We start from the raw sequence: 26,364 nt of genomic DNA on the forward strand, positions 1-26,364 counted from the left end.
ACCGGGTGGGGCGGATGGTGCGCATCTCGGACGACGACTTCGAGCGGCTGCTGGGGGAGGTGTTCGACGCGCTGCCCGACGAGATGGTCCGCGGCCTCGAGAACGTCGCGATCTCGTTCGAGGACCAGCCCATCGCGCAGCGACCCCGGCTGTTCGGCCAGTACCGCGGCCACCCCCTGACGACTCGCGGAGTGTACGGCTTCGGCGAACTGCCCGACCGCATCACGCTCTACAAGAACAACCTGGAGGAGCACAGCGCCGACGTCGGCGCGCTCCGCGCCCGGGTGCGCATCACGCTCGTGCACGAGATCGGCCACTACTTCGGGCTCGACGACGCGAAGCTGCGCGAGCTCGGGTGGGCGTAGCGCCCGATCGGGGCGCGGGGCGGCCCGGCGCGATCAGCGCCAGAGCACCGCGATCGCCGCGTTCGCGAGCGTCAGGATGCCGATCAGCCAGAAGATCGCCGGGGGCACCGATCCGGTCTTGCGCTGACGCCCGGCGCCGATGCCGAGGAGCGCGCCGATGACGATCAGGATCGCGAGCTTCGTGCCGATCTTGGCGTAGTTCAGGTCGTACTCGATGCCCCACGGAGCGGCGAGGGCGAGTCCGGCGACACCCGCGATGGCGAGGCCCCAGTGCATGACGCGCGTGATGCCGCGCTTGCGGTTCACGAGTTCGACCACCCACGCGCCGAAGAGCACGGCGAAACCGACGAGGTGCAGGAGCAGGACGATGCCGCGAAGGGTTTCCATGGTCTGCAGGCTACTCGGGTGCGCGGGTGCGGCGCTCGACCGCCGCGGGTCCGGCGGCGGTGCGGCACGGGCTTCGGCGGCGACCCCGTGACATCCGCTCGCGTTCGGCGCAGTCTGGAACGCATGGGAACCGTGACGATCCCGATCGAGTGCGCCGGCGCCCGCCGGCTCGCCGCATCGCTCGTCGCCCTCGCCGGCGTCGCCCTGGGGGTCGGATGCGCTGCGACCGATCCCGTCGACCGCTCGGGTGCGCCCGACGCATCCGCCACCGACCCCGGCGTTCGCGGCACGTTCGCCGCGGTCGGCGACTCGATCACCGACGCCGACAGCGTCGACTTCGCCGCGGGCGACCTGGGCGCCGCGTCGTGGGCGACGTACGTGGTCGCCGACGGGGTCGCGTTCGCCGGCGGCTGGGCGGAGTGGGGCGCGACGACGGAGCTGATGGCCGCGTCGGTCGCGCCCGTCGAGGCGGAGGCGCTCGTGGTGCTCGCCGGCACGAACGACCTCGCCTTCGGCCTCCCGTTCGAGGTGTCGACGGCGAACCTCGACCGGATCGTCGACACCGTCGGCATCGATGACGTGCTCGTCTCGTCGATCCCGCCGTTCCCTGCGAACCCCGGCGGCGCCGACGACTACAACGCGCGGCTCGAGCAGCTCGCGGAGGACCGCGGATGGCGTTTCGTCGACGCGTCCGCGGGTCTGCGCACGCCGGACGGCCGCTTCGCCGACGGCATGAGCTCGGACGGCCTGCACCCGTCCGTCGAGGGTGCGCGCGTGCTCGGCGAGGCGATCGCGGAGGCGTTGCGCGAGGGGTGAGGCGCCCGCCGCGGGCCGCCCGCGGTGCCACGCGGCGGATCACGAGGGGCGCTCGGCCGGTCGGGGCATCCCCCCGCCACGTCGTGCCGCTCGCGCATTGCCGCCCGCAGCCCGCAGGACTAGACTCGCGCCGCCGAACTTCAGGTGCCGTCGGGATCGCCGCCCGTCCTTGGCCCGGTCCCTTGACCGAGAGTGCGAGGGCGCGCCATGCCGCAGATCACGATCAACGGAATCACCGTCGACACGACCGCGCCGAAGCGCGATCTGCAGGCGTTCGGCCTGGATGCCGAGGTGGTCGCCGCCTCGGACCACATCCTCATCCACACGACCGGACCCATGACGGCCGAGCAGCGCGCCGCGGTCGCCGAGGCGGGAGCGGACGTGCAGGAGTACGTCGACGAGAACACCTACCTCGCGACGTATCCGCCGAGCGACATCTCGCCGGTGTCCGACCTGCCGTTCGTCGACTGGGCCGGGCCGTACGCGCGGGCGTTCAAGATCCCGCCGCCGCTGCTCGGCCCGAACGTCGACCCGGCGAGACCCGGCGACTTCGGGTTCGACACGCCGCATCCCGCCCGGGCCTTCACCCCGGTGGACCTGCTGCTGCACCCCGACGTCACGCCGACGGACGATCTCGTGGAGCGGGTCGCGAGCGCCGCCAAGGTGAACCCGGAGCAGGTCGAGGTGACCCCCGGCAAGCTCCGCGTCACGACCGAGCAGGGCCGCCTGCCCCGCCTCGCGGCCATCGACGAGATCCGCGAGATCCAGCCCGTGCCGGAGCGGCGCCTGTTCAACAACGTCGCCCGCGGCATCCTGAACGCCGACGTCACCGTGAACGGGACGACGTACCGTGGCGACGGCGAGGTCGTCGCGGTCGCCGACACGGGGTTCGACACGGGCGACGCTGCCGACCCGCACCCGGCCTTCGCCGGACGGGTCGTGCAGTTGCACGCGCTCGGGCGCCCCTCTCCGGCTCGCGCCGACGATCCGCACGGCCACGGCACGCACGTCGCCGGATCGGTGCTCGGCCTCGGGAACTCGGCCAGCATGGGCGGTGCGATCGAGGGCACCGCGCCGGAGGCGCACCTCATCCTCCAGAGCCTGCTCGACTCTCGCGGCCGACTCGGCGGCATCCCGGCCGACCTGACCGATCTCTTCCAGCCGACGTACGACGACGGGGCGCGCGTGCACACGAACTCGTGGGGCTCGTCGGTTCCGGGACTGCCGTACAGCCCGTCGTCGCGGGAGATCGACGCGTTCGTGTGGGACAACCCCGACCAGGTGATCTGCTTCGCGGCCGGGAACGACGGCGTCGACGGCGATGCCGACGGCGCGATCGACGCCGGGCAGATCGGGTCGGAGGCCGCGGCGAAGAACTGCATCACGGTCGGGGCGTCCGAGAGCGTGCGCGAGTTCGGCTTCACCTACCGCGACTACTGGCCCTCCGACTATCCCGCCGACCCGGTCGGCGGCGACCTGCAGGCGGACTCCGCGGTCGGCATGGCGGCGTTCTCGAGCCGCGGGCCGACCCAGGAGGGGCGCATCAAGCCCGACGTCATCGCCCCGGGCACGTGCATCCTCTCGACGCTCTCGCGCAACGCCCCCGGGGGCACCGACTTCGGCGTCTCGAGCGACCCGCTGTTCTTCTTCGACACCGGAACCTCGATGGCGACGCCCCTCGTCGCGGGGTGCGTCGCGGTGCTCCGCGAGAGCCTGGTCAAGAACGGGATGGCGACGCCGAGCGCCGCACTCGTCAAGGCGCTGCTCGTGAACGGCGCCGTCGAGCTGCCGGGACAGTACAACCCCTCCGAGGCGGGCGCCTCGCCGAACTCGAACTCGGGCTGGGGGCGGGTGGATCTCGCCGGCTCGATCATCCTGCCGGGTGCGGGCGACGACGCCGGCTTCGGCGAGGGCGGACCGCTCGAGCAGGGGGAGGAGGAGTCGTTCACCGTCGAGATCCCGGAGGAGTCGCGGGGCGGCGGCGACGCCGGCCTCCACGCCGCCGGAGCTGCGACGTTCAAGATCTCACTCGTGTGGACCGACCCGCCCGGCGCGCTGCTGCAGAACGACCTCGACCTCGTCGTGATCGCCGCCGACGGCACCGAGCGCCACGGCAACGTCGGCACCGCCGACGACTTCGACCGTGCCAACAACGTCGAGCAGGTGCGATGGGTGGGGATGCCGCCCGGCACGGCCACGGTCGTCGTCCGCGCCTTCCGCATCACGCAGTTCGCGCAGCCGTACGCGTTCGCGTGGCGGATCTCGTAGGGCGGAGGATCCGCGCGATCACCCCTGCGACGTCGGCACCAGTCGCTCGAGCACCACCTCGAACGGAGCGGCGAGCAGCACCTCGTCGCGCGAGGAGGGCCCGACCAGCAGCTCGAACGTCCCGGGCTCGACCACTCGCACGCCGTGCGCGTCGACGATCGTGCAGTCGGCGACGGGAAGCTCGATCGACACCATGCGCGTCTCGCCCGGGCGGAGATCGACGAGGCGGTACGCCTTCAACTCCCTGTCGGCCCAGCTCACCGAGGTCACCCGGTCGCGCACGTACACCTGCACCACCTCGCGCGCCGGCCGTGCGCCCGTGTTCGTGACCCTGACCTCCGCACGCACGACGCCGTCGAGACCGTCGGGGTCGTCGAGGATGCGGAGGTCGTCGTACTCGACGGTCGTGTACGTCAGACCCTCGCCGAACGCGAACGCCGGACTCTGCGTGAGGTCGGCGTACCGGCTGCCGTGCTGGCCACGGACCTGGTTGTAGTACGTCGGCTGCTGCCCGGCGTGACGTGCGAACGAGATCGGCAGGCGTCCGCTCGGTTCGGTGAGCCCGAGGAGCATCTCGGCGATGGCCCGTCCTCCCTGCATGCCCGGGTTCGCCGCCCACACGAGGGCCGACGCGCGCTCCGCCGACGGCGGCAGCACGAGGGGCTTCGAGGCGAGCAGCACGATCACGAACGGCGTGCCCGACTCGGCGACCGCGTCGATGAGCGCGACCTGATCGCCGACGAGTTCGAGGGTCGCGGTGGATCGCCCCTCGCCGACGAGCTCGATCCGGTCGCCGACGACCACGACGGCGAGGTCGCTGTCCCGCGCGGCGTCGGCGGCCGCTCCGATGAGCTCCGCATCCGGCGCGCAGGGGACGACCACCTGCGGTCGCGGCTGGCCGTCGGGGAAGTACGCCCCGGCCGGGTCCTCCTCCAGGGTCAGGATGCGGGCGCCTTCGGCATGCTCGACCGTCCAGTCGATCGGCGCCGTCCGCCGAAGACCGTCGAGGACCGTCGTGATCATCTCGCGAGGGTGGCCGTCGGGCAGCCAGTCCGCCTGGCCGGAGGATCCGGCCCAGTCGCCGAGCTGCGTCTGCGCGTCGTCGGCCAGCGGGCCGAGGACGGCGACGCGGCGGGGTGCACCGTCCGAGACGGCGCGGCCCGCGGCATCCGGAACCCGCCCCGGGAGCAGCGGGAGGAGGCCGTCGTTCCGAAGGAGGACGAGGGACCGCCGAGCGACCTCGAGGTTGAGCGATGCGTGGGGCGTGCTGCCGACGATCGCCTCGACGCGCGCAGGGTCTGGCCGGCGCGGATTCTCGAAGAGCCCGAACTCGAACTTCAGCAGCAGGATGCGCGCGACGGCGCGGTCGAGATCGGATTCCGCGAGGAGGCCGCGCTCGATCGCCTCGAGGGCCCCGCGGAAGAAGCCTGGCGTCGTCATGACCATGTCGTTGCCGGCCTTGACCGCGGCCGCGGCAGCGTGCGCGTAGTCGGGCTGCACCTTCTGCTCCCACACCATGCGGCCCACGTTGTCCCAGTCGGTGATGAGCGTGCCCGTGTAGCCCCATTCGCCGCGGAGGACGTCGTTCAGGAGCCAGTCGTTGACCGTGATCGGCACGCCGTCGGTGGTCTGGTACCCGAGCATGAACGTGCGGCAGCCCTCCTTCGCCACGCGCTCGAACGGAGGCAGGAACCACGATCGGAGCTTGCGTCGCGAGAGGTCGGCCTCGCTCGCGTCGCGGCCGCCCTGCGTCTCGGAGTATCCGGCGAAGTGCTTGGCGGTCGCCAGGATCGCCGTGTCGTCGTCCAGGCCGCCGCCCTGGTAGCCGCGCACCATCGCCGAGGCGAGTTCGCCGATGAGGAACGGATCCTCGCCGAAGGTCTCGTCGATGCGTCCCCAGCGCAGGTCGCGGGCGATGCAGAGCACGGGGGAGAACGTCCAGTGCACGCCGGTCGCAGAGACCTCCTCGGCGGTCGCGCGGGCCACGCGCTCCAGCAGGGAGGCGTCCCACGACGCGGCCATCCCGAGCTGCGTGGGGAAGATCGTGGCGCCCTCGAAGAAGGAGTGCCCGTGGATGCAGTCCTCCCCGACGAGCAGGGGGATGCGCAGTCGCGTCGCATCGACCAGCTCGTGCGCGCGCTCGATGCGCTCGGGCGACGCATGCAGGATCGATCCGACATGCCGGCGCAGCACCTGGTCCTCGAGGTCCTCGCGGGCATCGAGCTGCATCATCTGCCCCACCTTCTCCTCGACCGTCATCCGCTCGAGGAGATCGGCGATCCGCGTGGCGATGGAGCGTCGCGAGTCGAGGTACGCGGGGGTGGTGAGTTCAGCGGTGGTCACGGAGTCTCCTCGGTCGCGGGGCGCACGGCGGTCACGGTGTCGTTGACGTTCAGGCCCTTCTTCTTCATCGCGCGGGCCCGCTCTCCGGCCGACCGCAGACGCGGATTGACGTACTCGTCGATGCCGAAGTTGATCAGCGACAGGGCGACGCCGATCGCGGCGATGCACAGTCCCGGGGGGAGGTACCACCACCACTGGTTCTGGCGGAACGCGCCCTGGGCGCTCGCCCAGTTCAGGATGGTGCCCCAGTTGTAGGTCGTGACGGGGATCATGCCGATGTACGACAGCGTGGTCAGCGCCAGGATCGCGGCGGTCACCGTGCCGACGAAGCTCGCGGCGATGAGCGCCATGAGGTTGGGGAGCATCTCGACGGTGATGATGCGGCGGAGGGGCTCGCCGTTCGCTCGCGCGGCCTGGATGAAGTCGCGATTGCGCAGCGACATCGTCTGGGCGCGCAGCACTCGTGCGCCCCAGGCCCACCCGATGAGGCCGAGCACCGCGGCGATCACCGCGAGCGGCGGGTCCTCGAACATCGAGGCCACGATGATGATCAGGGGAAGGCCCGGGATCACCAGGAAGACGTTGGTCATGGCCGACAGGCTCTCGCTGCGCCATCCGCGCAGGTAGCCGGACATCACGCCCACGACGATGGCGATGATCGTGGCGATGATCGCGGCGAGGAAGCCGACCACGATCACGCCTCGGGTGCCGTGGATGACCTGGCTCAGCACGTCCTCGCCGATGTGCGTCGTGCCGAGCCAGTGCTCGGCCGACGGCGGCTGGAAGCGCGCCGTGTCGTCGACGGCGGTCGGCGCGTACGGCGCCAGAACGTCGGCGAAGATCGCCACGAGCACGAAGAACCCGAGGATCGAGAGGCCGGCGATGGACTTGCCGTTGCGGAACATCGCGAAGGCGGAGCCGAGCTTCGACCGGAACGTCGCGCGCTCGCGCGCGGGCCCGCCGCCCGGCGCCCCGGCCGTGCGGATCGTCGCGGTCGCCGGGGCCCCGGCCGGGCGGTTCGTCATGCGGTCGTTCACGATGGCGTCCATGGTTCAGGCCTCCGTCTGGCGCGTGCGCGGGTCGAGGAACGCGTAGGCGACGTCGGCCAGCAGGTTTGCCACGAGCACCGACAGCGTGATCACGAGGAAGACGCCCTGCATCAGGGCGTAGTCCTTCGCGTTCGTGGCGTCCAGCAGCAGCTTTCCGACGCCCGGGTAGCTGAACACCATCTCCATCACGATGGTGCCACCCACGATGAAGCCGATCGACAGGGCGAAGCTCTGGATCTGCGGGAGCACGGCGTTGCGCGCGGCGTAGCCCCACAGCACCCGTCGCTGCGGCATCCCCTTCGCCTCGGCGACCATGACGTAGTCCTCGTCGAGAACGGTGAGCATCATGTTGCGCATGCCGAGCATCCAGCCGCCCAGGGACGCGATGATGATCGTCGCGGCGGGGAGCGTGCCGTGGTGGACGACCTGGCCGATGAACTCGGGCGTGAACTCGGGCGCCATCCCGACGCCGTAGGCCTTGCCGATCGGGAACCAGCCGAGATTGACCGAGAACAGGGCGATCGCGAGCAGTCCGAGCCAGAAGTAGGGGATGGTGCTGAGGAACGTGGTGATCGGGATGAGCGCGTCGAGGCGGCTGCCGCGCCGCCATCCGACGATCGCGCCGCCGATCGTGCCGATCGCGAACGAGACGAGCGTCGCGAAGCCGACGAGGCCGACGGTCCACGGGAGCGCCCCGCCGATGACCTCGGTCACGGGTCGCAGGCCGTGCAGCAGCGAGACGCCGAGGTCGCCCCGCAGCAGGAGCGCCCAGTAGTCGAGGTACTGCTGCCACAGGCTCGTGTCGGTGTCGAGGCCGAGCAGGGAACGCAGCGCCTCGGCCGCCTCCGGGCTGACGTTCCGGTTGCGCGAGAGGTACTGCGTGACGGCGTCGCCCTTCATCATCCGGGGCAGGAAGAAGTTGATCGTGATGGCGGCCCACAGCGTGAAGAGGTAGAACGCGGCGCGCCCGCCGAGGAACCGCCACGGGACGCGCGATCGGCCCCTGACCGCGATCGTCGCGGTGGTGCCGGCTTCGACGGCGTCGGTGACGTCGCCGCCTCCGTCCTCGATCTCGTCGGATGCGTCGTGGGGGGAGAGTCGGGGCTGGACGGTGGTCATCGTGCACCTCCATCGGTGGCGGATGCCGTGGCGAAGTGCGCGTCGGGATCGGGGGAGGCCGCACGGAGCGACTGCGTGTAGGGGTGCCGGGGGCGGAGGATCACGTCGTCCGCGGAGCCGCGCTCGACGACGCGTCCCTGGTTGAGCACGAGGATCTCGTCGCTGAAATGGCGGGCGGTGGCGAGGTCGTGGGTGATGTACAGCACGCCGAGGCCCTCCTCGCGTTGCAGGTCGGCGAGCAGGTTCAGCACGCCCAGGCGGATCGAGACGTCGAGCATCGAGACCGGCTCGTCGGCGACGAGGAGCTTCGGCCGGGAGGCGAGGGCGCGCGCGATGGCCACGCGTTGCCGCTGGCCGCCCGAGAGTTCGTGCGGCCGCCGGTCGATGACGGCGTCCGGGTCGAGGCGCACGCGCTCGAGCAGGCGCCGCACCTCGTCCTCCTCGTCCGCCTTCGGCACGACGTGGTCGAGCCGGAGCGGTCGCTGGAGGTGGTACCGGATCGAGTGGTACGGGTTCAGTGATGCGAACGGGTCCTGGAAGACCATCCGCAGCTGCTGGCGGTAGGCGCGCAAGCCGGCGCCGCGGCGGGGCACGGGCGAGCCGTCCAGTCGCACCTCGCCGCTCGTCGGCGTCTCGAGCTGGGTCAGGATCTTCGCGATCGTCGACTTGCCGCTCCCGGACTGGCCGACGAGTCCGATCGTCCGGCCGGACCGGAGCGTGAAGCTCACCTCGTCCAGCGCCTTCATCTGGCCTGCGCCGCGCACCGAGTACACCTTGGTGACGGCATCGAACTCCAGGACGGTCATCGCAGGACCACCCCTCTCTCTCCGGTCAGGCGGGGGAAGGACGACAGCAGCGTCTTCGTGTAGTCGTCCTGCGGGTCGTTCCAGATCCGCTCGGCGGTGTCGAGCTCGACGATCGCTCCGTCGCGCATGATCGCGATGCGATCGCTGATCTCGAGGAGCAGGGGGAGGTCGTGCGTGATGAAGATCACCGAGAAGCCGAACTCGTGCCGCAGCGCCGAGATCTGACGGAGGATCTCGCGCTGCACCAGCACGTCGAGCGCCGTCGTGGGTTCGTCCATCACCATGAGCTGCGGGCGCAGCGCGAGCGCCATGGCGATCATGACGCGTTGGCGCATCCCGCCCGACAGTTCGTGCGGGAACGAGCGATACCGCTGCGCGCCGACCTTGACGATCTCGAGGAGCTCGACGACGGCCGCCCGACGCTCCGCGCGCGTGAGTCGCGGGCGGTGGACCTCGAAGACGTCCTCGAGCTGCGAGCCGATCGTCGCGACCGGGTTCAGCGAGTTCATCGCCCCTTGGAAGACCATCGAGATCCGGTCCCAACGGAACCGCCGCATCTCGTCGGCGTCGAGGCGACTGATGTCGATGTCCTCGCCCGCCGCGTCGTGGAAGACGACGGAGCCGCTCGTGATGACGGCCGGCGCTTTGAGGAGGCGCTGCACTCCGTAGGCGAGGGTCGTCTTGCCGCATCCGCTCTCGCCGGCGAGGCCGAGGATCTCGCCGCGCCTGAGGTCGAGGGTGACGTTCCTGACCGCTTCCACGGCCGGATCGACGTCGTACACGACCGAGAAGTCGCGGACGGAGAGCAGGGTGTCGCTCATGCGTGGGGGTTCCCTTCGTGATGCCGCGTGGGGCGGGCGGCGCCGGGTGGGGCGGATGCACCGGGTGCACCCGCCCCACCCGGTCCGGATCAGTCGGACGGCTGCAGCTGCGTCAGGATCTGGACGATCCCGGGCTGCGTCGGGTCGGCCGAGGCGTACTGGTCGTCCTCGGTCGGCCATCCGACGTAGTTGCGCGTGTTGTACTCGCCGAGCAACGGGTGCGAACCGAGCGGGATGGCCGGCACGTTCTCGACGAACGCCGACTGCATGACCTCGAGCGCGGCTTGGCGGTCGGCGTCGGATGCCGCGTTGGCGTACGTGTTCAGCGCGTCGGTGACGGCGGGGTCGTCGAAGCGGCCGAAGTTGAACTGGGCCCGGTCGTCGACGATCCACTTGGTGTCCATCGTCGAGGTGTACAGGCCGTAGGCGTTGCCGGTGTCCTCGAGCCAGTGGATGATCGCCTGGAAGGTGCCCTCCTGACGGGCGGCGTCCCAGCCGCCCCAGTCGGGCTGGTCGACCGTGACCTCGATGCCGAGGGCCGCGTCGAGCTCCTCGGCGATGAGCGCCTGCTCGGTGTTCCAGTCGCTCCAGCCGGCGGGCACCGAGATGGAGAACGAGACGGCCTCGCCCTCGGGGTCGATCAGCTTCTCGTCCTTCCAGGTGTAGCCCGCGTCCTCGAGGATCGTCCTGGCCTTGTCGACGTCGACCGCGTAGTCCTGGTCGGCGTACTCGGGGAGGATCTCGTCCTCGAGCAGGCCGCTGAGGCCCGTCGCGCTCCAGATCGCGGTGCTCGCACCCTCGCGGGCGATGTCGACGTAGGCGTCGCGGTCGATCGTCCACGCGAGCGCCTCGCGGAGTGCCGGGTCGTCGAACGGCTTGGTCTGCAGGTTCATGAACAGCGTGCCGGCGCCCGCGGTGGGGGAGGCGAGGAAGTGGTTGTCCTCGTCGGCGGCCAGGTAGCTGTCTTCGATCTGCGGGATGAACGCCTGCGCCCAGTCGGCCTCGCCCGAGACGAGGGCGGTCGTGAGGGCGGCGTTGTCGCCGTACGAGACGTAGTGCAGCTCGGGCACGGCGAGCTCGCCGCCCCAGTAGTCCTCGTTCGCCGTGAGGGTGACCGACTCGGTCGACCAGGTGTCGAGCACGTACGGGCCGGTGCCGACCGCGAGCCCCTCCTCGGTGAGCGGGTCGGTGTTGGGGTCGTCGATGCCCTCCCAGATGTGCTTGGGGACGATCGGGGTGTGCAGGACGCGTGACTGCGAGACGTACTTCGAGTCGGCGAACTTCAGCGTGATCGCGTCGCCGTCGACGGTCGCACCCTCGTACTTCAGGCCCGAGGTGTCGGTCAGCCTGCCGCTCAGGAACTGGTCGAAGGTGAAGACGATGTCGTCGCCGGTGAACTCGGTGCCGTCGCTCCAGGTGACGCCGCTGCGAGGCACGACGGTGAGCTCGGTGTAGTCCTCGTTCCACTCCACCGACTCCGCGAGCCACGGCGTCGTGCCGAGGTCGCCCGTCGGGTTCACGAGCGCGAGCGGCTCGAACATGACCTTCGCGTAGCCGTACTTCGATGCCGACGAGTCCCCGAGGTACGGGTTGTGCGATTCGGTGGTGATCGCGCCATCCGGCTTGGCGATCGTGAGCGCGGCACCGCTTGCGGCCGGTTCGCTGTCGCTCCCGGCGGCGCAGCCGGTGAGTGCCAGCGCCGCGGCGATGCCGACGGCGCCGAGGGACGTGGTGAGCCTCATTGCTTCTCCTTCGTGTCGGTGCACGACCGCGCGCCTGCCCGAAGGGCGACGCCGTCGTCGAGTGATTGCGGAGTTAACTTACAATCAAGTCAGTAAGTAAAGCAATGCGTGTCCCGACTTCCCGCTGCGGGGCTGCGTAGACTCTCATCCGGCGGGCGAGTGGAGGGGGTGCCGACCGATGACGGAATCGATGACCGGTCAGCGTCGGCAACCGCGTTCACGGCCGGAGACGCTCGCGCGGCGGCGCGACATCCTCGACGCGGCGGTCGAGATCTTCGGGAGCAGGGGATTCGCGGCCGGAACTCTTCAGGAGATCGCGGATCAGGTCGGCATGACCCATGCCGGGATCCTCCACCACTTCGGCTCGAAGGACGCGCTCCTCCTCGAGGTCCTGCGTCATCGCGATGAGACCGACGTCGCCGACCTCGAGGAGCAGCACATCCCCGACGGCATGGCGCTGTTCCGTCACCTGGTGCGGACGGCGTTCGTGAACGCGCACCGCGCCGGCATCGTCCAGGCCTACGTCGTGCTGTCGGCCGAGTCGGTGACCCACGACCACCCCGGGCGCGAGTTCTTCCAGAAGCGGTACGAGACCCTGCGAGGCGAGGTCGACCGCGCCTTCCGGGTCGTGTGCGCCGAGCGCGGCGTCGACGCGCCGGAGACCGTCGACCTCGCCGCGGCGAGCATCCTCGCCGTCATGGACGGGCTGCAGGTGCAGTGGCTGCTCGACCCCGAGGTGGTCGATCTCGGGCGCGCATCTGAGTTCGCGATCGAGGCGATCGTCGACTCGGTGATCTCGCCGTCGCCGTCGCCGTTGGCCTAGCGCGCGTCCGCGCGTCGCCTCCCCGTCGGCCGCGTCAGGCGACCGCCGCCAGCGCTCGCACTGCGCGCTCGATCGGTCCGCGGAGGTCGAGCTGCGGGTCGACCGTGAGCCGGTGCAGGATCAGTCCGTCGCCGAGGGCCATGAGGGTGCGGGCCGCAGGCACCGGGTCGGGGATGCCGGCGTCGGCGATGAGTCGGTCGGTCCACCGCTCGAACTCGCGGCGCTGTTCGAGCAGCGGCGCGAGGAGCTCAGCATCGGCGGCGAGTTCGAGGAAGAGCGCGTAGCGCGCGCGGGTGCGGGTGGCGAACGGACCGGTCTGCAGTTCGAGGACGGCGCAGAGGCCCTCGACGAGCGTGTCGGGAGTGGGCCGATCGAGCACGGCCGGGTCGAACTCGGCGCGCTCCTGTTCGGCCATCCACTCGATGATGCCCGCGAGCAGTGCCCGCCGCGTCCTGAACCAGTTCGACGTCGACCCGGGGGGCAGCCCGGCCCGCTCGTCGACGCGCGAGTGACTGAGCGCACGCACGCCGTCGGTGCCGAGCAGATCGACCGCCGCGTCGAGCGCTCGTTCCTTCGTCGCTGCCATGCCGTCCTTCCCTGCAGACCCGTCGGTGCGACCAACGTATCCCCCGGGGACCGTCGCCGACCGCGACGGATGCCGGCGACGGCCGGGCGCGGTCAGGTCGGCTGACCACGCCTCAGTCGGTCCGACGGATCCAGTCGAGCGTGAGCTCGACGACGGCGTCGGGCGCTTCGTCGGGCAGGAGCTTGCCGGCATCCTCGACGAACGCGAAGTCGACCCGGTCGGCGAAGCGCTCGAGATCGGCGCAGAGGCGTCGCACGAGCGGTTCGGCGAACCGGGTGTCCGCCCGACCGAAGGCGAACCGCGTCGGGACGGTCAGCACCATCCGCTTGAAGGTGCCTCGGCTCAGCTGCATCGACACGGGGACCACCATGCCGCGGTAGAGGGCGCGGACGGCGCCGTCGATCTCGGGCCGTCGCATCGGCGCGAGGTGGGCGTCGATGATCGCCTCGGGCGTGGGCTTCGCGCAGTACTGATCGCTCCACACGCCGCGGAGCAAGCTCCCCGGGCGGTACCAGATCAGCTTCGGCAGGTGCCGGAATGCGGACACGAGCCTGGGGCTGAACGCGATGAACGCCGGCGGCACCGACAGCTGGACGGCGCGACGGACCCGCTCCGGGTAGGCGTAGGTGAGCTGCATCGCGGTGATCGCGCCCATGTCGTGGCTGACCAGGTGGGCGCGCCCGACGTCGAGCGCGTCGAAGATCGCGAGCAGGTCGTGCAGCCGTGTCTCGCGGGCGATTCCCGGTTCGTCGGCCGCGGTCCACCCGGCGCCGCGGAGGTCGGGGCAGATCACGCGGTAGCCCTGCGCGGCGATCTTCGGGGCGACCTCGTGCCACTGCCACCAGTGCAGCGGGAAGCCGTGCAGCAGCACGACGGGGTCGCCCTCGCCGATGGTGGCGACGTGGCTGCGGAGACCGGGACTCTCGACGACGTGATGTTCGAAGCCGGGAGCGTCGGGGAGCGGAGGCGACCAGTTCTCGACCTCGATCATCGAGACGCGGTGTGAATGGTGCGCGGACATTCTGACTCCTTCGTCCGTACTGGAATACTATGTTCATAGTAGATCCGCATGGACCGGGAGTCCATGGCCGACGTGAACGGACCGGGATCCCAGTGCCCGATCTCTCGTGGTCTTGACGCACGCGCCCGACCGGAACAGGCTGATCGCACGACATGACGCGATGGCGCGGGATGCCGCGCGAGGGGGATGACCGCTTGGACACCATGACCGACCTCAGCCCGGAGAAGATCGCTCGCGCGTTCTCGAGCCACCGGTTCGACCTCGCGAAACCGCATCTCGCCGAGGACATCATCTGGACCGTGGTCGGCGAACCGCCGCTCATCGGACGGAAGTCCGTGAAGAAGGCGATCGAGCGAACCGCCGACGGCCTCGCCACGGTCACGACCGAGTTCCAGCGCTTCCGCACCGTCGTCGGCGAGGAGAGCGTCGTCGTCGACAGCCTCGCCCGCTACACGGGCTCGGACGGCGAGGTCTCGATCGTGGCATCCTGCGACGTCTACGATTTCGACGGCGACGGATGCATCACCGAGATCGTCTCCTACACGGCCGAGCTGCCGCAGTAGCCCGCGACGAGCCCCGGCCTGCCGGCGCAGCGTTCCGCCGCGCTCAGCGCGGCCCGCGCCGCCCGAAGACCCCGGCGAACACGGCGTGCAGGAACGGGATCACCGAGACCGCGAGGAGGGCGCCACCCCAGAACGGCTCGTCGACGCGCAGCAGGATGCCGCCGACGAACAGCCCCACGAAGACGACCGCCGACACGATCCGGCCGGCGGTGCGTTCGAGGCCCGCCAACCGGTGCTCGATGCGCGGCGAGTTCGCGACGAGGCGTCCCTGTTCGATGCGGTCGGCGAGCGCGTCGAGGCGGCCCGGCAGTCGCCAGGCGGTGCCGGCGACCGACAGCGCCTCGCGGCCGATCGTCTGGGCGATGTTGCCGCGCTCGTCGCGCAGGAGGCCGGCGGCGTAGGGCTCGACGGCGTCCCAGAGGTTGAACGCGGGGTCGAGCGAGCTGCACATCCCGGAGGTGAGCGACATCGCCCGGATGATGAGGAGGAAGTTCTCGGGCAGCTGGAACGGCAGCGATCGCACGACCTCGCCGAACTCGATCGCGAAGCGGCGCAGCTCGCGTTCGTCGACCTGCGCCAGCTCGGCGAAGCCCATGCCGCCGAACCGTGCGAACAGCTCGGTCATGGCCCGCTCGAGCTCGGCCGTCTCGGCCGTCGGCAGCAGGAAGCCGACGCCGCGGATCGCCTCGACCATGCGCTTGGCGTCGCGGGCGGCGACCGCGATCATGAGCTGCTGCAGACCCCGGCGGAGGCCGTCGGGCACCTCGCCCATCATGCCGAAGTCGATGAACGTGAGGGTCCAGGCCGGCCCCGCGGCATCCGTCGCCACTGCTGCCGGCCCGACCCGCGCGCCCGGCTCGACCGGCGCGACCGGCGCGACCGGCGTGACGAAGATGTTGCCGGGGTGCGGGTCGGCGTGGAAGTAGCCGTCGCGGAAGAGCTGGTCGAACATGACGGCGGCGAACTCGGTCGCGACGGCCTTCGGGTCGATGCCGGCGGCGATGAGGCCCGCGCGGTCGCTGATCTTGATCGCGGTCACGTCGGCGAGGGTGAGCACGCGGCGGGTGGTGCGCTCCCAGACGACCTCGGGCGCGGCGACGCGCGGGTCGCCGGCGAAGCTCGCGGCGAAGCGCTCGGCGTTGCCGGCCTCGTGCAGGTAGTCGATCTCCTCGAGGCTCGTGGTCGCGAACTCCTCGACGAGCGAGGGCAGGTCGACGCGCCTCGCGACGAACTGCACGCGGCTGAGCCATCCGGCCACCCGCCGGAGCGCCGACAGGTCGACGTCGACGACCTGCTCGATGCCGGGTCGCAGCACCTTCACGACGGCCTCGTCGTAGCCCATGTCGCCCGCGTCGACCGGCGCGAGGCGCGCGCGGTGCGCCTGGCCGAGGGATGCCGCGGCGAGCGGGGTCGGGTCGAACGACGCGTACGCGTGCTCGAGCGAGACGCCGAGCTCGGCCTCGGCGAGGCGCCGGATCTGGTCGAACGGCACGGGTGGCACCTCGTCCTGCAGCCCGGCGAGTTCCTGCGTGATCTCGGGCGGCAGCACATCGAGGCGCGACGAGAGGTACTGTCCGACCTTGATCATCAGGCCGCCGAGGTCGACGGCGAGCACGTGGAAGCGCTGCGCGATGCGGACCAGCCGGGCGGTGCGCCCACGCGCCGCGAACCGCGCCAACCCGAAGCGCGGCAGCACGAGCTCGAACCACCAGGTCTGGACGATGTAGCGCGCGGCGAACCGCAGGATGCGCCGGTAGCGGGCGCGCAGGATGCCGGGGGCGGGCGCGTGCTCGCCCGCGCTCCGGTCGGCCGAGGCCACCGAGGTCAGTCCTGGGCGAGGATCGAGTAGAGCCGGCGTCGTGCCTCGTCGAGCACGTCGACCGCCTGCTGCACCTGCTCGGGGGTGCCCGAACGCCCGACCTGCGCCGCGGCCTGGGCGAGTTCGATGCCGGCCTTCGGCAGGGCCCCGCCGTGGCCGAAGTCGCGCGGGCCGCCGCCGCTCGGCGTGGGCCAGGGCGCGGGCCGGTCGGCGGATGCCTCGGCCTCCGCCTTGCCCGCCTCGGTGAGCGAGTACGTCTTGCGACCGTTGGATTCCTCGGCGCTGATCAGCCCCTCGTCGGCGAGCTGCTGGAGCGTGGGGTAGACCGAGCCGGCGCTCGGCTTCCACGCGCCGCCGCTGCGCTCGCTGATCTCGCTGATGATCTGGTAGCCGTGCATCGGCTTCTCGGCGAGCAGTGCGAGCACCGCCGCGCGGACGTCGCCGCGACCCATGCGCGGCGCGACCTTCTGCTCGAACATGCCCCGCAACTGCTCCATGGCCTCCCACAGGTTCGGGCCGGACCGACCCTGCCCCCAGCTGCCGGGCGAACCGGTGAAGCCGTCTCCCATGTACGAACCGCTCATGATGACCTCCCTGTGTCGGGTGCTCGTCGCATATCGGCGATATATCAACGATATGTCGTTCGCGCGGATGGCGGTAGGCCGGTCATCCGATCGAGCCCGGATTCCCGGCGAGTTCTCGGAAGCGGCCCACGAGAAAGTGCAATCAATTAGTTGCATTACTGGCGAAGCCGTGCGACCATGCAACTGCAACTCGCAGGTTGCATTGAAAGGGAGCACGATGACCACGACCCGCAACACCACCTCCATCTCGAGCCCGACGCCTCGCTCACGCACCGTGCTCGCCGTCCTCTTCGCCGGCGCGTTCGTCATGGGCTGCGCCGAGATGCTCGTCGTCGGCATGATCGACCTGATCGCGGAGGATCTCGAGGTCTCCGTCCCCGATGCGGGGGCGCTGCTCACGGCGAACGCCCTCGGGCTCGCCGTCGGCGGGCCGCTGCTCACGTTCGCGACCACGCGGTTCGACCGGCGCCCGGTGCTGCTCGCCGCGACGACGGCGTTCGTCGTGGCGAACGCGCTTCCCGCGCTGGTCGGCGCCGACTACGGGATGTTCCTCGTCGTCCGAGTCGTGTCCGGGGCGGTGCAGGGGCTCTTCATCGCGGCCGCGATGGTCACGGCGACGACGATCGTGCCGGCCGAGCGCGCCGGCCGTGCGATGGCCGTCGTCATCGCGGGCTTCGCGACGGCGAGCGCCTCCGGCGTGCCGCTCGGCACGCTGCTGGGCCAGGCGGTCGGATGGCGCGGCGCGTTCGTCGTCGTCGTCGGCGCCGGCCTCGCGGTGCTCATCCTGGCGGCCGTGGTGCTGCCCGGCGTGCCGACGCCGCGAGGGAGCGGCGCCGTCGGCCAGGCGCGCCATGCGTTCGCCACGCGCGTGCTCGCCGTGCTGGGTGTCGGCGTCCTCACGTTCGCTGCGATGCTCTCGGCGATCACCTACCTCGTGCCGTTCCTCGATCGAATGACGGATGTCTCGGGGCCGGCCGTCTCCGTCTACCTGCTCGCCTACGGCGTCGCGACGGCCGTCGGCTCGATCGTCGGCGGCCGCTTCGCCGACGTCGACGCGGCGAGGTCGCTGGTCGTCGGCGCGATCGGGGTGACGCTCTCGCTCGTCGCGCTCGTGCTCCTCGGCTCGAACCCGTGGCTCGCTGCAGCCGCCGTGGTCGGCGTCGGCCTGTTCGGCATGGCCACGGGTCCGTCGATCCAGCACCGCGTGGTCTCGCTGGCAGGGCGGGGCGCGCCGCTCGCGTCGTCACTGCCCGCCTCCGCCGTGAACGTCGGCATCGCGATCGGCGCGTTCGCGGGCGGCGTGGCGATCGACGCAGCCGGCGTCGGGCTCGCGGTGGTCACGGCGGCCGTCATCGGGGTGCTCGCGATCACCGCGGCCTGGGCGACGAGCGCCCTGAAGCCCGCCGCCGAGGCATCCGTCCTTCGATTCGGGAACGCGGGGAGCACCTGATGGCCACCCGATCGCGCGCTCGGCCGCCGGAAAGGGAGCACCTCGCGCCCGGAGCGCCGGGACGGCGTGACCGCCGACCTCGCACCACCACACGAAAGGAACTGCCATGACCCAGCCGACCCGCACATCGCAACCCACGCGAATCCGCACCCGACAGGAGGCCATCTGATGCTGCTCACCGACAAGGTCGCCGTGATCCACGGCGCCGGCGGATCGATCGGCGCCGCCGCGACGCGCGTCTTCGCCCGCGAGGGCGCACGCCTCTTCCTCACCGGTCGAACGTCGCCGCGACTCGAGGCCGCGGCATCCGTCGCCCGCGACCTCGGCGCCGACGTGTCGGTCGCCGTCGTCGATGCGATGGACCAGGCCGCCGTCGACCGGCACGTCGACGAGGTGACGGATGCCGCGGGGCGCATCGACGTCGCCCTGAACGCCGTCGGCTTCGACCACGTGCAGGGCCTCGCGATCGGCGACACGTCGCTCGCCGACTACCTGCACCCGGTCACGGGCTACCTGCAGACGAACTTCGTGACGGCGAAGGCCGTCGCGCGGCCGATGATCGCGCAGGAGAGCGGGGTGATCCTGACGATCTCGACGCCGGGTGCGCGCCTCACGGGTCGCGGCCTCATCGGCAACGCCGCGCAGAGTGCGGGGCTCGAGGGCTTCTCACGCGCGCTCGCGGGCGAGCTCGGCCCGGCCGGCGTGCGCGTCGTGTGCGTGCGGCCGCACGCGATGGCCGACGCGCTCGAGACCTCGTACACCCGGCAGATGTTCGGTCGCACCGCGGAGGCCTCGGGCACCGACTTCGACGAGTGGATGGACGGGCTCGTGCGCATGACGCTGCTCGGCCGGCTGCCGACGCTCGACGAGGTCGCCGAGTACCTCGCGTTCGCGGCATCCGATCGGGCCGGATCGATGACCGGCGTGATCTCGAACCTCACCGCCGGGGCGCTCGTCGATTGACGAGCGCACGAGCGAGCCCGCGGACGCGACGAGGGGCCCGGATGTCCCGGGCCCCTCGTTCCGAACCGCGAGCGCGCGTCGCGGCCGCGCGCGTCGCGGCGCCGCTGCTACTTCTGCACGAAGTCGACGAGCACGCGCGTGACCTCGTCGGCGTGCGTCCAGAGCATGCCGTGCGGCGCGCCCTCGATCTCGACGTACTCGGCCGACGGCAGGCGCTTGGTGAACTCGCGCGCCGTGGCGTCGATCGGCAGGATCCGGTCGGCGGTGCCGTGCACGATGAGCGCGGGCACGTCCACCTTCTCGATGTCGGCGCGGAAGTCGGTCAGCCAGGACCGGACGACGGCGGAGGCGGCGAACCATCCGCTCGACGCCGCGGTGTTCCAGCTGGCGCGGACCGCGGCCTCGCCGATGCGGGTGCCGAGGTTCTCGTCGAGGTTGTAGAAGTTCTGGAAGAACTCGTCGAACCACGCGTAGCGGTCGGACTTGGCCGACTGCTCGATGCCCGCGAAGACGTCGGCGGGCACGCCGGTGGGGTTGTCGTCGGCCTGCAGCAGGTACGGCTCGAGCGAGGCGAGGAACGCGGCCTTCGCGACCCGCTCGGTGCCGTAGGTGCCGATGTAGCGCCCGACCTCGCCGGTGCCCATCGAGAACCCGACGAGGATGACGTCACGGAGGTCGAGCGTCTCGAGCACGACCTTCAGGTCGGCGGCGAAGGTGTCGTAGTCGTAGCCGACGGTCGGCTTGGACGACCGGCCGAACCCGCGGCGGTCGTAGGTGATCACGCGGTATCCGGCCTCGAGCAGGGCGGCGGACTGCTTCTCCCACGACTCGCCGCTCAGCGGGTAGCCGTGGATGAGCACCACGGGCTGTCCGGCGCCGTGGTCCTCGTAGTAGAGGTCGATGTCGCTCGAGTTCTCGGTTCCGACGGTGATGAATGGCATCTGCCAGCTCCTTCAGGTTGGCCTAACCGGATGGAATGTCGATGGCGGTTAGGGCGTTGATCAGTGCAACGTGATAATCATCGAAGTATTCCGAGGGGGTTGGAATTGGTGTCAGGGCTCGATCGAGGGGGGAGCGGCCGGATGATGACGGATGCCGCGAACGGGGCCGCACCCTCGCTGCTGCTGGACCTCGTGAACTCCCGCCTGGTGTTCGACGACCACGTCGAGGACGAACTCGAGGCGGATGCCGCGGCATCAACCTGGCTCATCGCGCACGGCGGCACGGGCGACGCGGCGGAGATCCGCGATGCGCGCGCCGTGCGGCCCCTGCTCACCCGCTTCCTCCGCGGGCAGGCGATGCTCGACGAGTTGGCGCCCTGGACCGAGGCGATCACCCGCCGCCCCGCGTTCGGGCCGGACGGCGCCGGGTGGCGCGACGAGATCGACCCGACGCGCGCGATCGGCGGTCGGGCGATGCTCGAGTGGGCCGGCCTGCAGGGCGCCCGGGGCTCGCGCATCCGCCCGTGCGCCGCATCCGACTGCCAGCACTTCTTCATCGACACGAGCCGGGCGAACACGCGCCAGTGGCACTCGATGGAGACCTGCGGCAACCGCGCCAAGGCGCGCCGTCACTACGACCGCGCGCGGCGATCCTGAGCGGGGCCGGCGGGGCGGGCGAGACCCGTCAGTCGAGCTCGCGCAGCACGGTCGTCCGCTCGCTCGGAGTGTCGCCGGTGTTCACGACGCCCTGGGGCTCGATGAGGATCGCCGCGACCTCGCCGCCCGCGGCATCCGTCTTCGGGCAGTGCTCGACACCGCGCGGCACGACGTAGACGTCACCCGGGCCGAGCTCGACGTCGCCGTCGCGCAACTGGATCACCAGCCGCCCGGAGAGCACCAGGAACAGCTCGTCGGTGTCTGGGTGCGAGTGCCAGGTGAACTCGCCGAGAAGCTTCACGACCTTGACGTCGTAGTCGTTGACGCTCGCGAGGCGGCGGGGCTGCCAGTGCTCCGAGAACGAGTCGAGGGCGGCCTGGATGTTGCGGACCTCAGCGCTCATCGTTCGATCGTGGCGTGGTCCCGGCGCTTCCGCAACGCCGCAGTCGGCGGCGAGTCCGGCATCCTCGTACGTTCCGCGCGTCGACGCGCGGGCGCGTTCGCGATGAACACGCCCGCGACGAGCACGACGCCGCCGACGGTCTCCCACACGTTCGGCACCTGCCCGGGCAGCAGTGCCGCGGAGGCCATCGCCACGACCGGCGCGAGGAGCACCCACGGGACGACCGACGCGGAGCGGTTCCGGGCGAGCAGGCCGTTGAAGATCGCGTAGCCGACGAGGGTGCAGAGGCCGGCGGTGTAGAGCGTCGAGAGGATGGGCCGCCAGCCGAACGCGGCGATGCCGGCGGCGATCGCGTCGGGGCCGTCGATGATCATCGACAGGCCGAGCGCGGGGATCGGCACGACGAGCGACGACCACACGGTGAGTGAGAGCGCCCCGAGCCGGCGAGCGGGGGAGACGGGGCCGGCCTGCCTCGAGATGACGTTGCCGATCGCCCACGAGAGTGCGGCGAGCAGGCACAGCACGACCGCGACCGCGGGCGCGTCGCCACCGCGGCCGAACGCGACGACGCCGAGCCCGACGGTGCCCACGAGCACGCCGATGGTCTGCATCCGGCTCGGGCGCTCGCGCAGCGCGAGCGCGGCGACGACGATCGTCAGCACGACCTGCGCCTGCAGGAGCAGCGCGGCGATGCCGGGCTGCAGGCCGAGCGCGATCGAGGTGTAGAGCAGTGCGAACTGGCCGAGGCTCATGAAGAGGCCGACGCCGACGACGGTCCTCCAGCTCGCGAGCGGGCGCGGCACCACGACGACCGCGAGGGCGACGACCGCGAACCGCACGGCGACGAAGAACACCGGCGGGATGCCGGCCATGCCCCAGTCGATCACCACGAAGTTGAAGCCCCAGAGCGTCGCCACGGTGGCCGCCAGGAGCATGTCGCGTCTCGTCATGCTCTCACTCTCGCCCCGCGGCATCCGGAAACACCAGCGATCATTTCTGCTCCGAAATCGGTAGCATTGCTGCATGATCGATCTCGAAGCCGTGGTCGCGCTGCGCGCGGTGGCCACGAACGGCAGTGTCGCGGCGGCGGCCGACGCGCTCGGGTTCACGCCGTCGGCGGTCTCGCAGCAGATCAAGCGGCTCGAACGCGGCACCCGGGTGGCCCTGCTCGAGCGCGCCGGGCGCGGCGTCGTGCTGACGGAGGCCGGCCGCCACCTCGTCACGTCCTCGTCGAGCGTCCTCGCCGACCTCGAGCGCCTCGAGGCCGACCTGCACCTCGCGGGCGGCGCCGCCGGATCGGATGCCGCGGCCGGACGCCGCATCACGGGCGAGGTGCGCATCGGCGCGTTCTCGACCGCGGTGCGCGGCCTGCTCGCCGACGTGCTGGCCGACCTGCAGGACGCGCACCCCGGCCTGCGGGTGCCCCTGCGCGAGAGCGAGCCGTGGGAGACCGTCGCGCTCGTTGCATCCGGTCAGCGCGACCTCGGCATCGTGCACCGGTGGGGCGGCGTCGCGCTCGCGATGCCCGAGCACCTCGTCGAGACGCCCCTGTTCACGGATGTCGCGGACGTGATCCTGCGCCGCGAGCACCCGCTCGCCGACCGCGCCGAACTGACGCCCGCCGACCTCGCCGACGAGCGCTGGATCGCGACCTTCGACTCCACCATCTGCCGGCAGTGGCTGCGGCGCCTCTTCGACGGCGTCTCGAACGCGCCGCGCATCGTGCACGAGTCGATGGAGTTCGAGAACCACCTCGACCTCGTGCGCGCCGGGCTCGGGATCGCGCTCGTCCCGCGTCTCGGCCGGCCGCCGCTGCATCCCGATCTCGTGGCGATCCCGACCGTGAACCCCGCGTCGACGCGCGGGATCGCGGCGGTGCACCGGCGCAGCCAGGCCGACTCGCCGGCGCTGCAGACGGTGCTGGATGCCGTGCGCGACCGCGTTGGGGCGCGCGCCGCGGCCTAGGCGCGACCGTGTGCTCGCGCTCGTGCCCTACTCGGGCATCGGCGACACGTCCGTCACGATGGTGCCGAAGTACGTGCCTTCGGAGAAGAACGACCCCGTGCCATCCCACGACTCGAGGTCGATGCCCGCGAACGACGCCTGCGTGATCACCGTCCACACGATCACGAAGACGACGATCCCGACCACAGCGCGATCGAGTCGACGGATGGCGTCCGCCTGGTCGATCGCGTACCGCAGCACCCTCGTGACCGAGACGAACACGACGATCGCGATCACCGCGTACGCGAAGCCGGACGGCTGGAGCGTCACCGTGACGCACAGCGGCGCGGCATCCGTCGCCTGCCCGGCCGCGTCGAGGTACCCGCCGTCCCCGGTGAACCCGCCCGGGCAGTACGACTTCCCTGCCGAGCCGATCAGGCTGTACGCGAAGCCGGCGCCGATCGCCCAGCCGAGCAGTCGCCGCACCCGCCACAGCACCGCCGCCCCTGGAAGCGTCGAGAGGGCCGCGCTCCGCGGCAGGGACACGGTGTCGGGCATGCGGGCCTCCGCGATCGTAGGGTCCCGGCCATGCTGGCATTGTCCGTGTTCGGGGCGCAAGAGACGTTCCTCCGCCGCGTCGACGGTGCCCCCTCGCCGGAAACGTGGGCACATGAGCCCCACGAGCCATGTGCAGGACAGGTCGAGCAACCTGGCCGGAGCCATCCGCGTACACCCTCCGGTCGCGTGGCGTATATGGTTCGTCGGGTGACTCGACGTGCCGAACTGGACTGGTCGCTGCAGACGCGACAGCACTGGATGGACGCACTGCGTGGTGCTGCCGTGCTGCTCGTCGCGCTCTGGCACGCATTCGAGATTCCGGATGTCGCGATGCCGACCGGCGTCGAGTGGGTGTTCAACTTCCTCGCCGTCTATCGCGTGCCGATGCTGATGTTCCTGTCCGGCCTCCTGCTGGATCATTCGTTGCGCAAGCCGACGACGGTCTACGTCGGTGGCAAGCTGCGACGCATCGCCTGGCCGCTCGTCGTGTGGTCGGCCATCCTGCTGCTCGTCGGCTGGCCCGCTGACGCTGCGAACCCGTGGTTCTGGGTCGGCGATGGAGCGCACCTCTGGTACCTCGGCGTGCTGCTCGCCTGCTACGCGATCGGGCTGCTCACGAGGTGGGTCCCGCCGATCCTGATCTTCGGCGCCGGATTCCTCGCGATGGAACTGGTCCGCACCGAGATCGCGTTCGTGAACAACATGCTGTGGTTCGGGCTCTACTTCTTCGCCGGCGCAGCACTGTCACGCTGGCTCGGCCCGTGGCTGCGAACCCGCTGGTTCATGGCGGCCGGACTCCTGGTCATCGCGTCGGCGTGGGCCGCCTATTCCGCGACCGTCAACGGGTACGTACCGATCGCCCACTGGCGGCCGCTCGTGCTGTCGCTGCTCGGTGTCCTCGGCGTGGTGTGGTTCGCCGCACGCCTGCCGAGGCTGCGTTGGGTGGAGTGGGTCGGCGAGCGGTCGATCGTGTTCTACGTCGCGCATGTTCCGCTCATCGTGCTGGCCGCTCGACTGACGGTCGGTGTGGTCCCGTCCCCGCTGGTGTTCGCATTCGTGATCGCGGTAATGCTCTGCGGCTGCATTCTGCTCGGACGGTTCCTGAACGGAAGCGCGCTGTTCGTGTTCCCGGTCGTCCGGGTCGGTCGACCTCGCGCGCCCCTGAGCGACGAGCGGGTTCCGGCCGGAGATCGCTGACGGAGGGCGGTGCGGGGTTGGCGCGCATCCGTCGATACGCGCAGGGCGTCGGTCAGCCGCCGCGACCCCGCCCGCGACCCGCGCCGACGGGTCGCCTGGGCCAGAATCGGAACCACCATGACGAGCCCCCGCGCGGATGACGCCCACTCCGCCCCGACGCCGATGCCGAGGCGCATGCGCGTCGCCGACCTGCACCCGGACCTGCGCCGTGCCTACCGGTGGTTCCCCCGCCCGCGCGTGCGGCGCGGCTGGCAGCGCCGGATGACGCAGGCGGCACTCGCGCTCATCCCGCCGCCGAGGACCGCCGAGGGCGTGCGATTCGAGCGGGTCGACTTCGACGCCCGCGGCACGGGAGCGCGGGTCTTCACGCCCGTCGACACGACCGGGTCGGCCACACGGGGCCGAGCCGCGCTGGTGTGGATCCACGGCGGCGGCCTGGTGATCGGCGCCGCCGCGGCCGACGACCGGCTCTGCGCGGAGCTCGCCGAGCGCCTCGGCATCGTCGTCGTCTCGGTCGAGTACCGGCTCGCGCCGCAGCATCCGTTCCCGGTGCCGCTCGACGACTGCCTCGCGGCGTGGCAGTGGGTGCAGGATGCCGCATCCGCGCGTGGCATCGACCCCGCCCGCGTCGCGGTCGGCGGCGAGAGCGCGGGCGGCGGGCTCGCGGCCGCGCTCGCGCAGCGTCTGCTGGACGCCGGCGGCCCGCAGCCCGTCGCGCAGCTGCTGTACTGCCCGATGCTCGACGACCGCACCGCTGCCCGCCGCGAGCTCGACGCGGTGCGGCACTTCGCCTGGACCAACCGCGACAACCTGGTCGGCTGGTCGTCGTACCTGCAGGCGCCGCCCGGCGCCGACGCCGTGCCCGAGTTCGCCGTACCCGCCCGCCGCGCCGACCTCGCCGGCCTGCCGCCGGCGTGGATCGGCGTCGGCGACATCGACCTGTTCCACGACGAGGACCTCGCCTACGCCGCGGCGCTGCGTGACGCCGGAGTCGAGTGCACGGTCGACGTGGTGCCGGGGGCCCCGCACGGCTTCGAGTCGATCGCGCGCGACGTCGAGGTCACGCGCGCCTTCCATGCTCGGGCGCGCACCTGGCTGGGGGAGCGGCTCGCGGCGAAGTCGCCGAGCTGATCGGGCCG

At 71.2% G+C, this 26,364-nt stretch carries 26 protein-coding genes; 11 read left to right on the forward strand and 15 right to left on the reverse strand.

Annotated elements, in window-relative coordinates; all coding sequences use genetic code 11:
* Nucleotides 1-14 precede the first annotated feature (14 nt).
* Nucleotides 15-365: a metallopeptidase family protein gene (locus ACULK2_RS03915; RefSeq protein ID WP_445968877.1), complete on the forward strand. Its 351-nt coding sequence runs from the start codon at nt 15-17 to the stop codon at nt 363-365.
* A gap of 33 nt (nt 366-398) precedes the next feature.
* Here the strand turns inward: ACULK2_RS03915 and ACULK2_RS03920 are convergent, their stop codons facing one another.
* On the reverse strand, nt 399-752 hold the full coding sequence (locus tag ACULK2_RS03920; protein ID WP_445968876.1) for a Fe-S protein: 354 nt from the start codon (nt 750-752) through the stop codon (nt 399-401).
* Nucleotides 753-875: 123 nt separating this feature from the next.
* On the opposite strand from ACULK2_RS03920, the gene ACULK2_RS03925 reads away from it, so the two are divergent.
* Nucleotides 876-1,568, forward strand: a complete 693-nt coding sequence (locus ACULK2_RS03925; RefSeq protein ID WP_445968875.1) for an SGNH/GDSL hydrolase family protein — start codon at nt 876-878, stop codon at nt 1,566-1,568.
* Between the two features lie 207 nt (nt 1,569-1,775).
* Nucleotides 1,776-3,836, forward strand: coding sequence for a S8 family serine peptidase (locus tag ACULK2_RS03930; RefSeq protein WP_445968874.1), 2,061 nt, complete (start codon nt 1,776-1,778; stop codon nt 3,834-3,836).
* 18 nt (nt 3,837-3,854) lie between these two features.
* Here the strand turns inward: ACULK2_RS03930 and ACULK2_RS03935 are convergent, their stop codons facing one another.
* The 6 genes from ACULK2_RS03935 to ACULK2_RS03960 form a co-directional block, all read right to left on the reverse strand.
* The gene (locus tag ACULK2_RS03935) at nt 3,855-6,179 is read right to left on the reverse strand and encodes an exo-beta-d-1,3/1,6-glucosidase (RefSeq protein ID WP_445968873.1); all 2,325 of its coding nucleotides are present in this window, start codon (nt 6,177-6,179) and stop codon (nt 3,855-3,857) included.
* The gene (locus tag ACULK2_RS03940; RefSeq protein ID WP_445968872.1) at nt 6,176-7,228 is read right to left on the reverse strand and encodes an ABC transporter permease; all 1,053 of its coding nucleotides are present in this window, start codon (nt 7,226-7,228) and stop codon (nt 6,176-6,178) included. The genes ACULK2_RS03935 and ACULK2_RS03940 overlap by 4 nt, the downstream gene beginning before the upstream one ends.
* 3 nt (nt 7,229-7,231) lie before the next feature.
* Nucleotides 7,232-8,347, reverse strand: a complete 1,116-nt coding sequence (locus tag ACULK2_RS03945; protein ID WP_445968871.1) for an ABC transporter permease — start codon at nt 8,345-8,347, stop codon at nt 7,232-7,234.
* Nucleotides 8,344-9,153: an ABC transporter ATP-binding protein gene (locus ACULK2_RS03950; RefSeq protein WP_445968870.1), complete on the reverse strand. Its 810-nt coding sequence runs from the start codon at nt 9,151-9,153 to the stop codon at nt 8,344-8,346. Before ACULK2_RS03950 ends, ACULK2_RS03945 begins: the two co-directional genes overlap by 4 nt.
* Nucleotides 9,150-9,974: an ABC transporter ATP-binding protein gene (locus ACULK2_RS03955; RefSeq protein WP_445968869.1), complete on the reverse strand. Its 825-nt coding sequence runs from the start codon at nt 9,972-9,974 to the stop codon at nt 9,150-9,152. Before ACULK2_RS03955 ends, ACULK2_RS03950 begins: the two co-directional genes overlap by 4 nt.
* Before the next feature lie 89 nt (nt 9,975-10,063).
* Nucleotides 10,064-11,716, reverse strand: coding sequence for an ABC transporter substrate-binding protein (locus tag ACULK2_RS03960; RefSeq protein WP_445968868.1), 1,653 nt, complete (start codon nt 11,714-11,716; stop codon nt 10,064-10,066).
* Between the two features lie 190 nt (nt 11,717-11,906).
* On the opposite strand from ACULK2_RS03960, the gene ACULK2_RS03965 reads away from it, so the two are divergent.
* A complete protein-coding gene (locus ACULK2_RS03965) occupies nt 11,907-12,539 on the forward strand; it encodes a TetR/AcrR family transcriptional regulator (RefSeq protein WP_445968867.1) in 633 nt (210 codons plus the stop codon).
* A gap of 34 nt (nt 12,540-12,573) precedes the next feature.
* On the opposite strand, the gene ACULK2_RS03970 is transcribed toward ACULK2_RS03965, so the two are convergent.
* A complete protein-coding gene (locus ACULK2_RS03970) occupies nt 12,574-13,125 on the reverse strand; it encodes a TetR/AcrR family transcriptional regulator (RefSeq protein ID WP_445968866.1) in 552 nt (183 codons plus the stop codon).
* Nucleotides 13,126-13,237: 112 nt separating this feature from the next.
* Nucleotides 13,238-14,146 carry an alpha/beta fold hydrolase gene (locus ACULK2_RS03975; protein WP_445968865.1) on the reverse strand — a complete coding sequence of 303 codons (909 nt, stop codon included), beginning with the start codon at nt 14,144-14,146 and terminating at the stop codon, nt 13,238-13,240.
* 203 nt (nt 14,147-14,349) lie between these two features.
* On the opposite strand from ACULK2_RS03975, the gene ACULK2_RS03980 reads away from it, so the two are divergent.
* Complete coding sequence (locus ACULK2_RS03980; protein WP_445969068.1) at nt 14,350-14,709, forward strand: nuclear transport factor 2 family protein; 360 nt, start codon at nt 14,350-14,352, stop codon at nt 14,707-14,709.
* Between the two features lie 43 nt (nt 14,710-14,752).
* Here ACULK2_RS03980 and ACULK2_RS03985 read toward each other — a convergent pair whose 3' ends face one another.
* Nucleotides 14,753-16,528, reverse strand: a complete 1,776-nt coding sequence (locus ACULK2_RS03985) for an ABC1 kinase family protein (RefSeq protein ID WP_445968864.1) — start codon at nt 16,526-16,528, stop codon at nt 14,753-14,755.
* 5 nt (nt 16,529-16,533) lie between these two features.
* Complete coding sequence (locus ACULK2_RS03990) at nt 16,534-17,112, reverse strand: PadR family transcriptional regulator (RefSeq protein WP_445968863.1); 579 nt, start codon at nt 17,110-17,112, stop codon at nt 16,534-16,536.
* Between the two features lie 217 nt (nt 17,113-17,329).
* Here ACULK2_RS03990 and ACULK2_RS03995 point away from each other — a divergent pair, with 217 nt between their 5' ends.
* Together ACULK2_RS03995 and ACULK2_RS04000 are read left to right on the forward strand one after the other, a co-directional pair.
* Nucleotides 17,330-18,562 carry an MFS transporter gene (locus ACULK2_RS03995; protein WP_445968862.1) on the forward strand — a complete coding sequence of 411 codons (1,233 nt, stop codon included), beginning with the start codon at nt 17,330-17,332 and terminating at the stop codon, nt 18,560-18,562.
* A gap of 168 nt (nt 18,563-18,730) precedes the next feature.
* Nucleotides 18,731-19,525 (forward strand): SDR family NAD(P)-dependent oxidoreductase, encoded by a 795-nt coding sequence (locus ACULK2_RS04000; protein WP_445968861.1) that lies wholly within the window; start codon nt 18,731-18,733, stop codon nt 19,523-19,525.
* Between the two features lie 107 nt (nt 19,526-19,632).
* Here ACULK2_RS04000 and ACULK2_RS04005 read toward each other — a convergent pair whose 3' ends face one another.
* Nucleotides 19,633-20,466 (reverse strand): alpha/beta fold hydrolase, encoded by an 834-nt coding sequence (locus ACULK2_RS04005; RefSeq protein ID WP_445968860.1) that lies wholly within the window; start codon nt 20,464-20,466, stop codon nt 19,633-19,635.
* Nucleotides 20,467-20,610: 144 nt separating this feature from the next.
* Here ACULK2_RS04005 and ACULK2_RS04010 point away from each other — a divergent pair, with 144 nt between their 5' ends.
* A complete protein-coding gene (locus tag ACULK2_RS04010) occupies nt 20,611-21,123 on the forward strand; it encodes a CGNR zinc finger domain-containing protein (RefSeq protein WP_501044957.1) in 513 nt (170 codons plus the stop codon).
* A 28-nt stretch (nt 21,124-21,151) separates the two neighbouring features.
* On the opposite strand, the gene ACULK2_RS04015 is transcribed toward ACULK2_RS04010, so the two are convergent.
* On the reverse strand, nt 21,152-21,526 hold the full coding sequence (locus ACULK2_RS04015; RefSeq protein ID WP_445968858.1) for a cupin domain-containing protein: 375 nt from the start codon (nt 21,524-21,526) through the stop codon (nt 21,152-21,154).
* Nucleotides 21,523-22,476, reverse strand: a complete 954-nt coding sequence (locus ACULK2_RS04020) for an EamA family transporter (RefSeq protein ID WP_445968857.1) — start codon at nt 22,474-22,476, stop codon at nt 21,523-21,525. The genes ACULK2_RS04015 and ACULK2_RS04020 overlap by 4 nt, the downstream gene beginning before the upstream one ends.
* Nucleotides 22,477-22,549: 73 nt before the next feature.
* On the opposite strand from ACULK2_RS04020, the gene ACULK2_RS04025 reads away from it, so the two are divergent.
* Complete coding sequence (locus ACULK2_RS04025) at nt 22,550-23,491, forward strand: LysR family transcriptional regulator (RefSeq protein WP_445968856.1); 942 nt, start codon at nt 22,550-22,552, stop codon at nt 23,489-23,491.
* A gap of 27 nt (nt 23,492-23,518) precedes the next feature.
* On the opposite strand, the gene ACULK2_RS04030 is transcribed toward ACULK2_RS04025, so the two are convergent.
* On the reverse strand, nt 23,519-24,028 hold the full coding sequence (locus ACULK2_RS04030; protein WP_445968855.1) for a hypothetical protein: 510 nt from the start codon (nt 24,026-24,028) through the stop codon (nt 23,519-23,521).
* Between the two features lie 207 nt (nt 24,029-24,235).
* On the opposite strand from ACULK2_RS04030, the gene ACULK2_RS04035 reads away from it, so the two are divergent.
* Entirely contained in the window at nt 24,236-25,225 is a 990-nt protein-coding gene (locus ACULK2_RS04035; protein ID WP_445968854.1) for an acyltransferase family protein, read from the forward strand.
* Nucleotides 25,226-25,342: 117 nt separating this feature from the next.
* Nucleotides 25,343-26,356 carry an alpha/beta hydrolase gene (locus ACULK2_RS04040; protein WP_445968853.1) on the forward strand — a complete coding sequence of 338 codons (1,014 nt, stop codon included), beginning with the start codon at nt 25,343-25,345 and terminating at the stop codon, nt 26,354-26,356.
* Nucleotides 26,357-26,364 lie beyond the last annotated feature (8 nt).

This window comes from Agromyces molybdatiresistens (genome assembly GCF_052748445.2).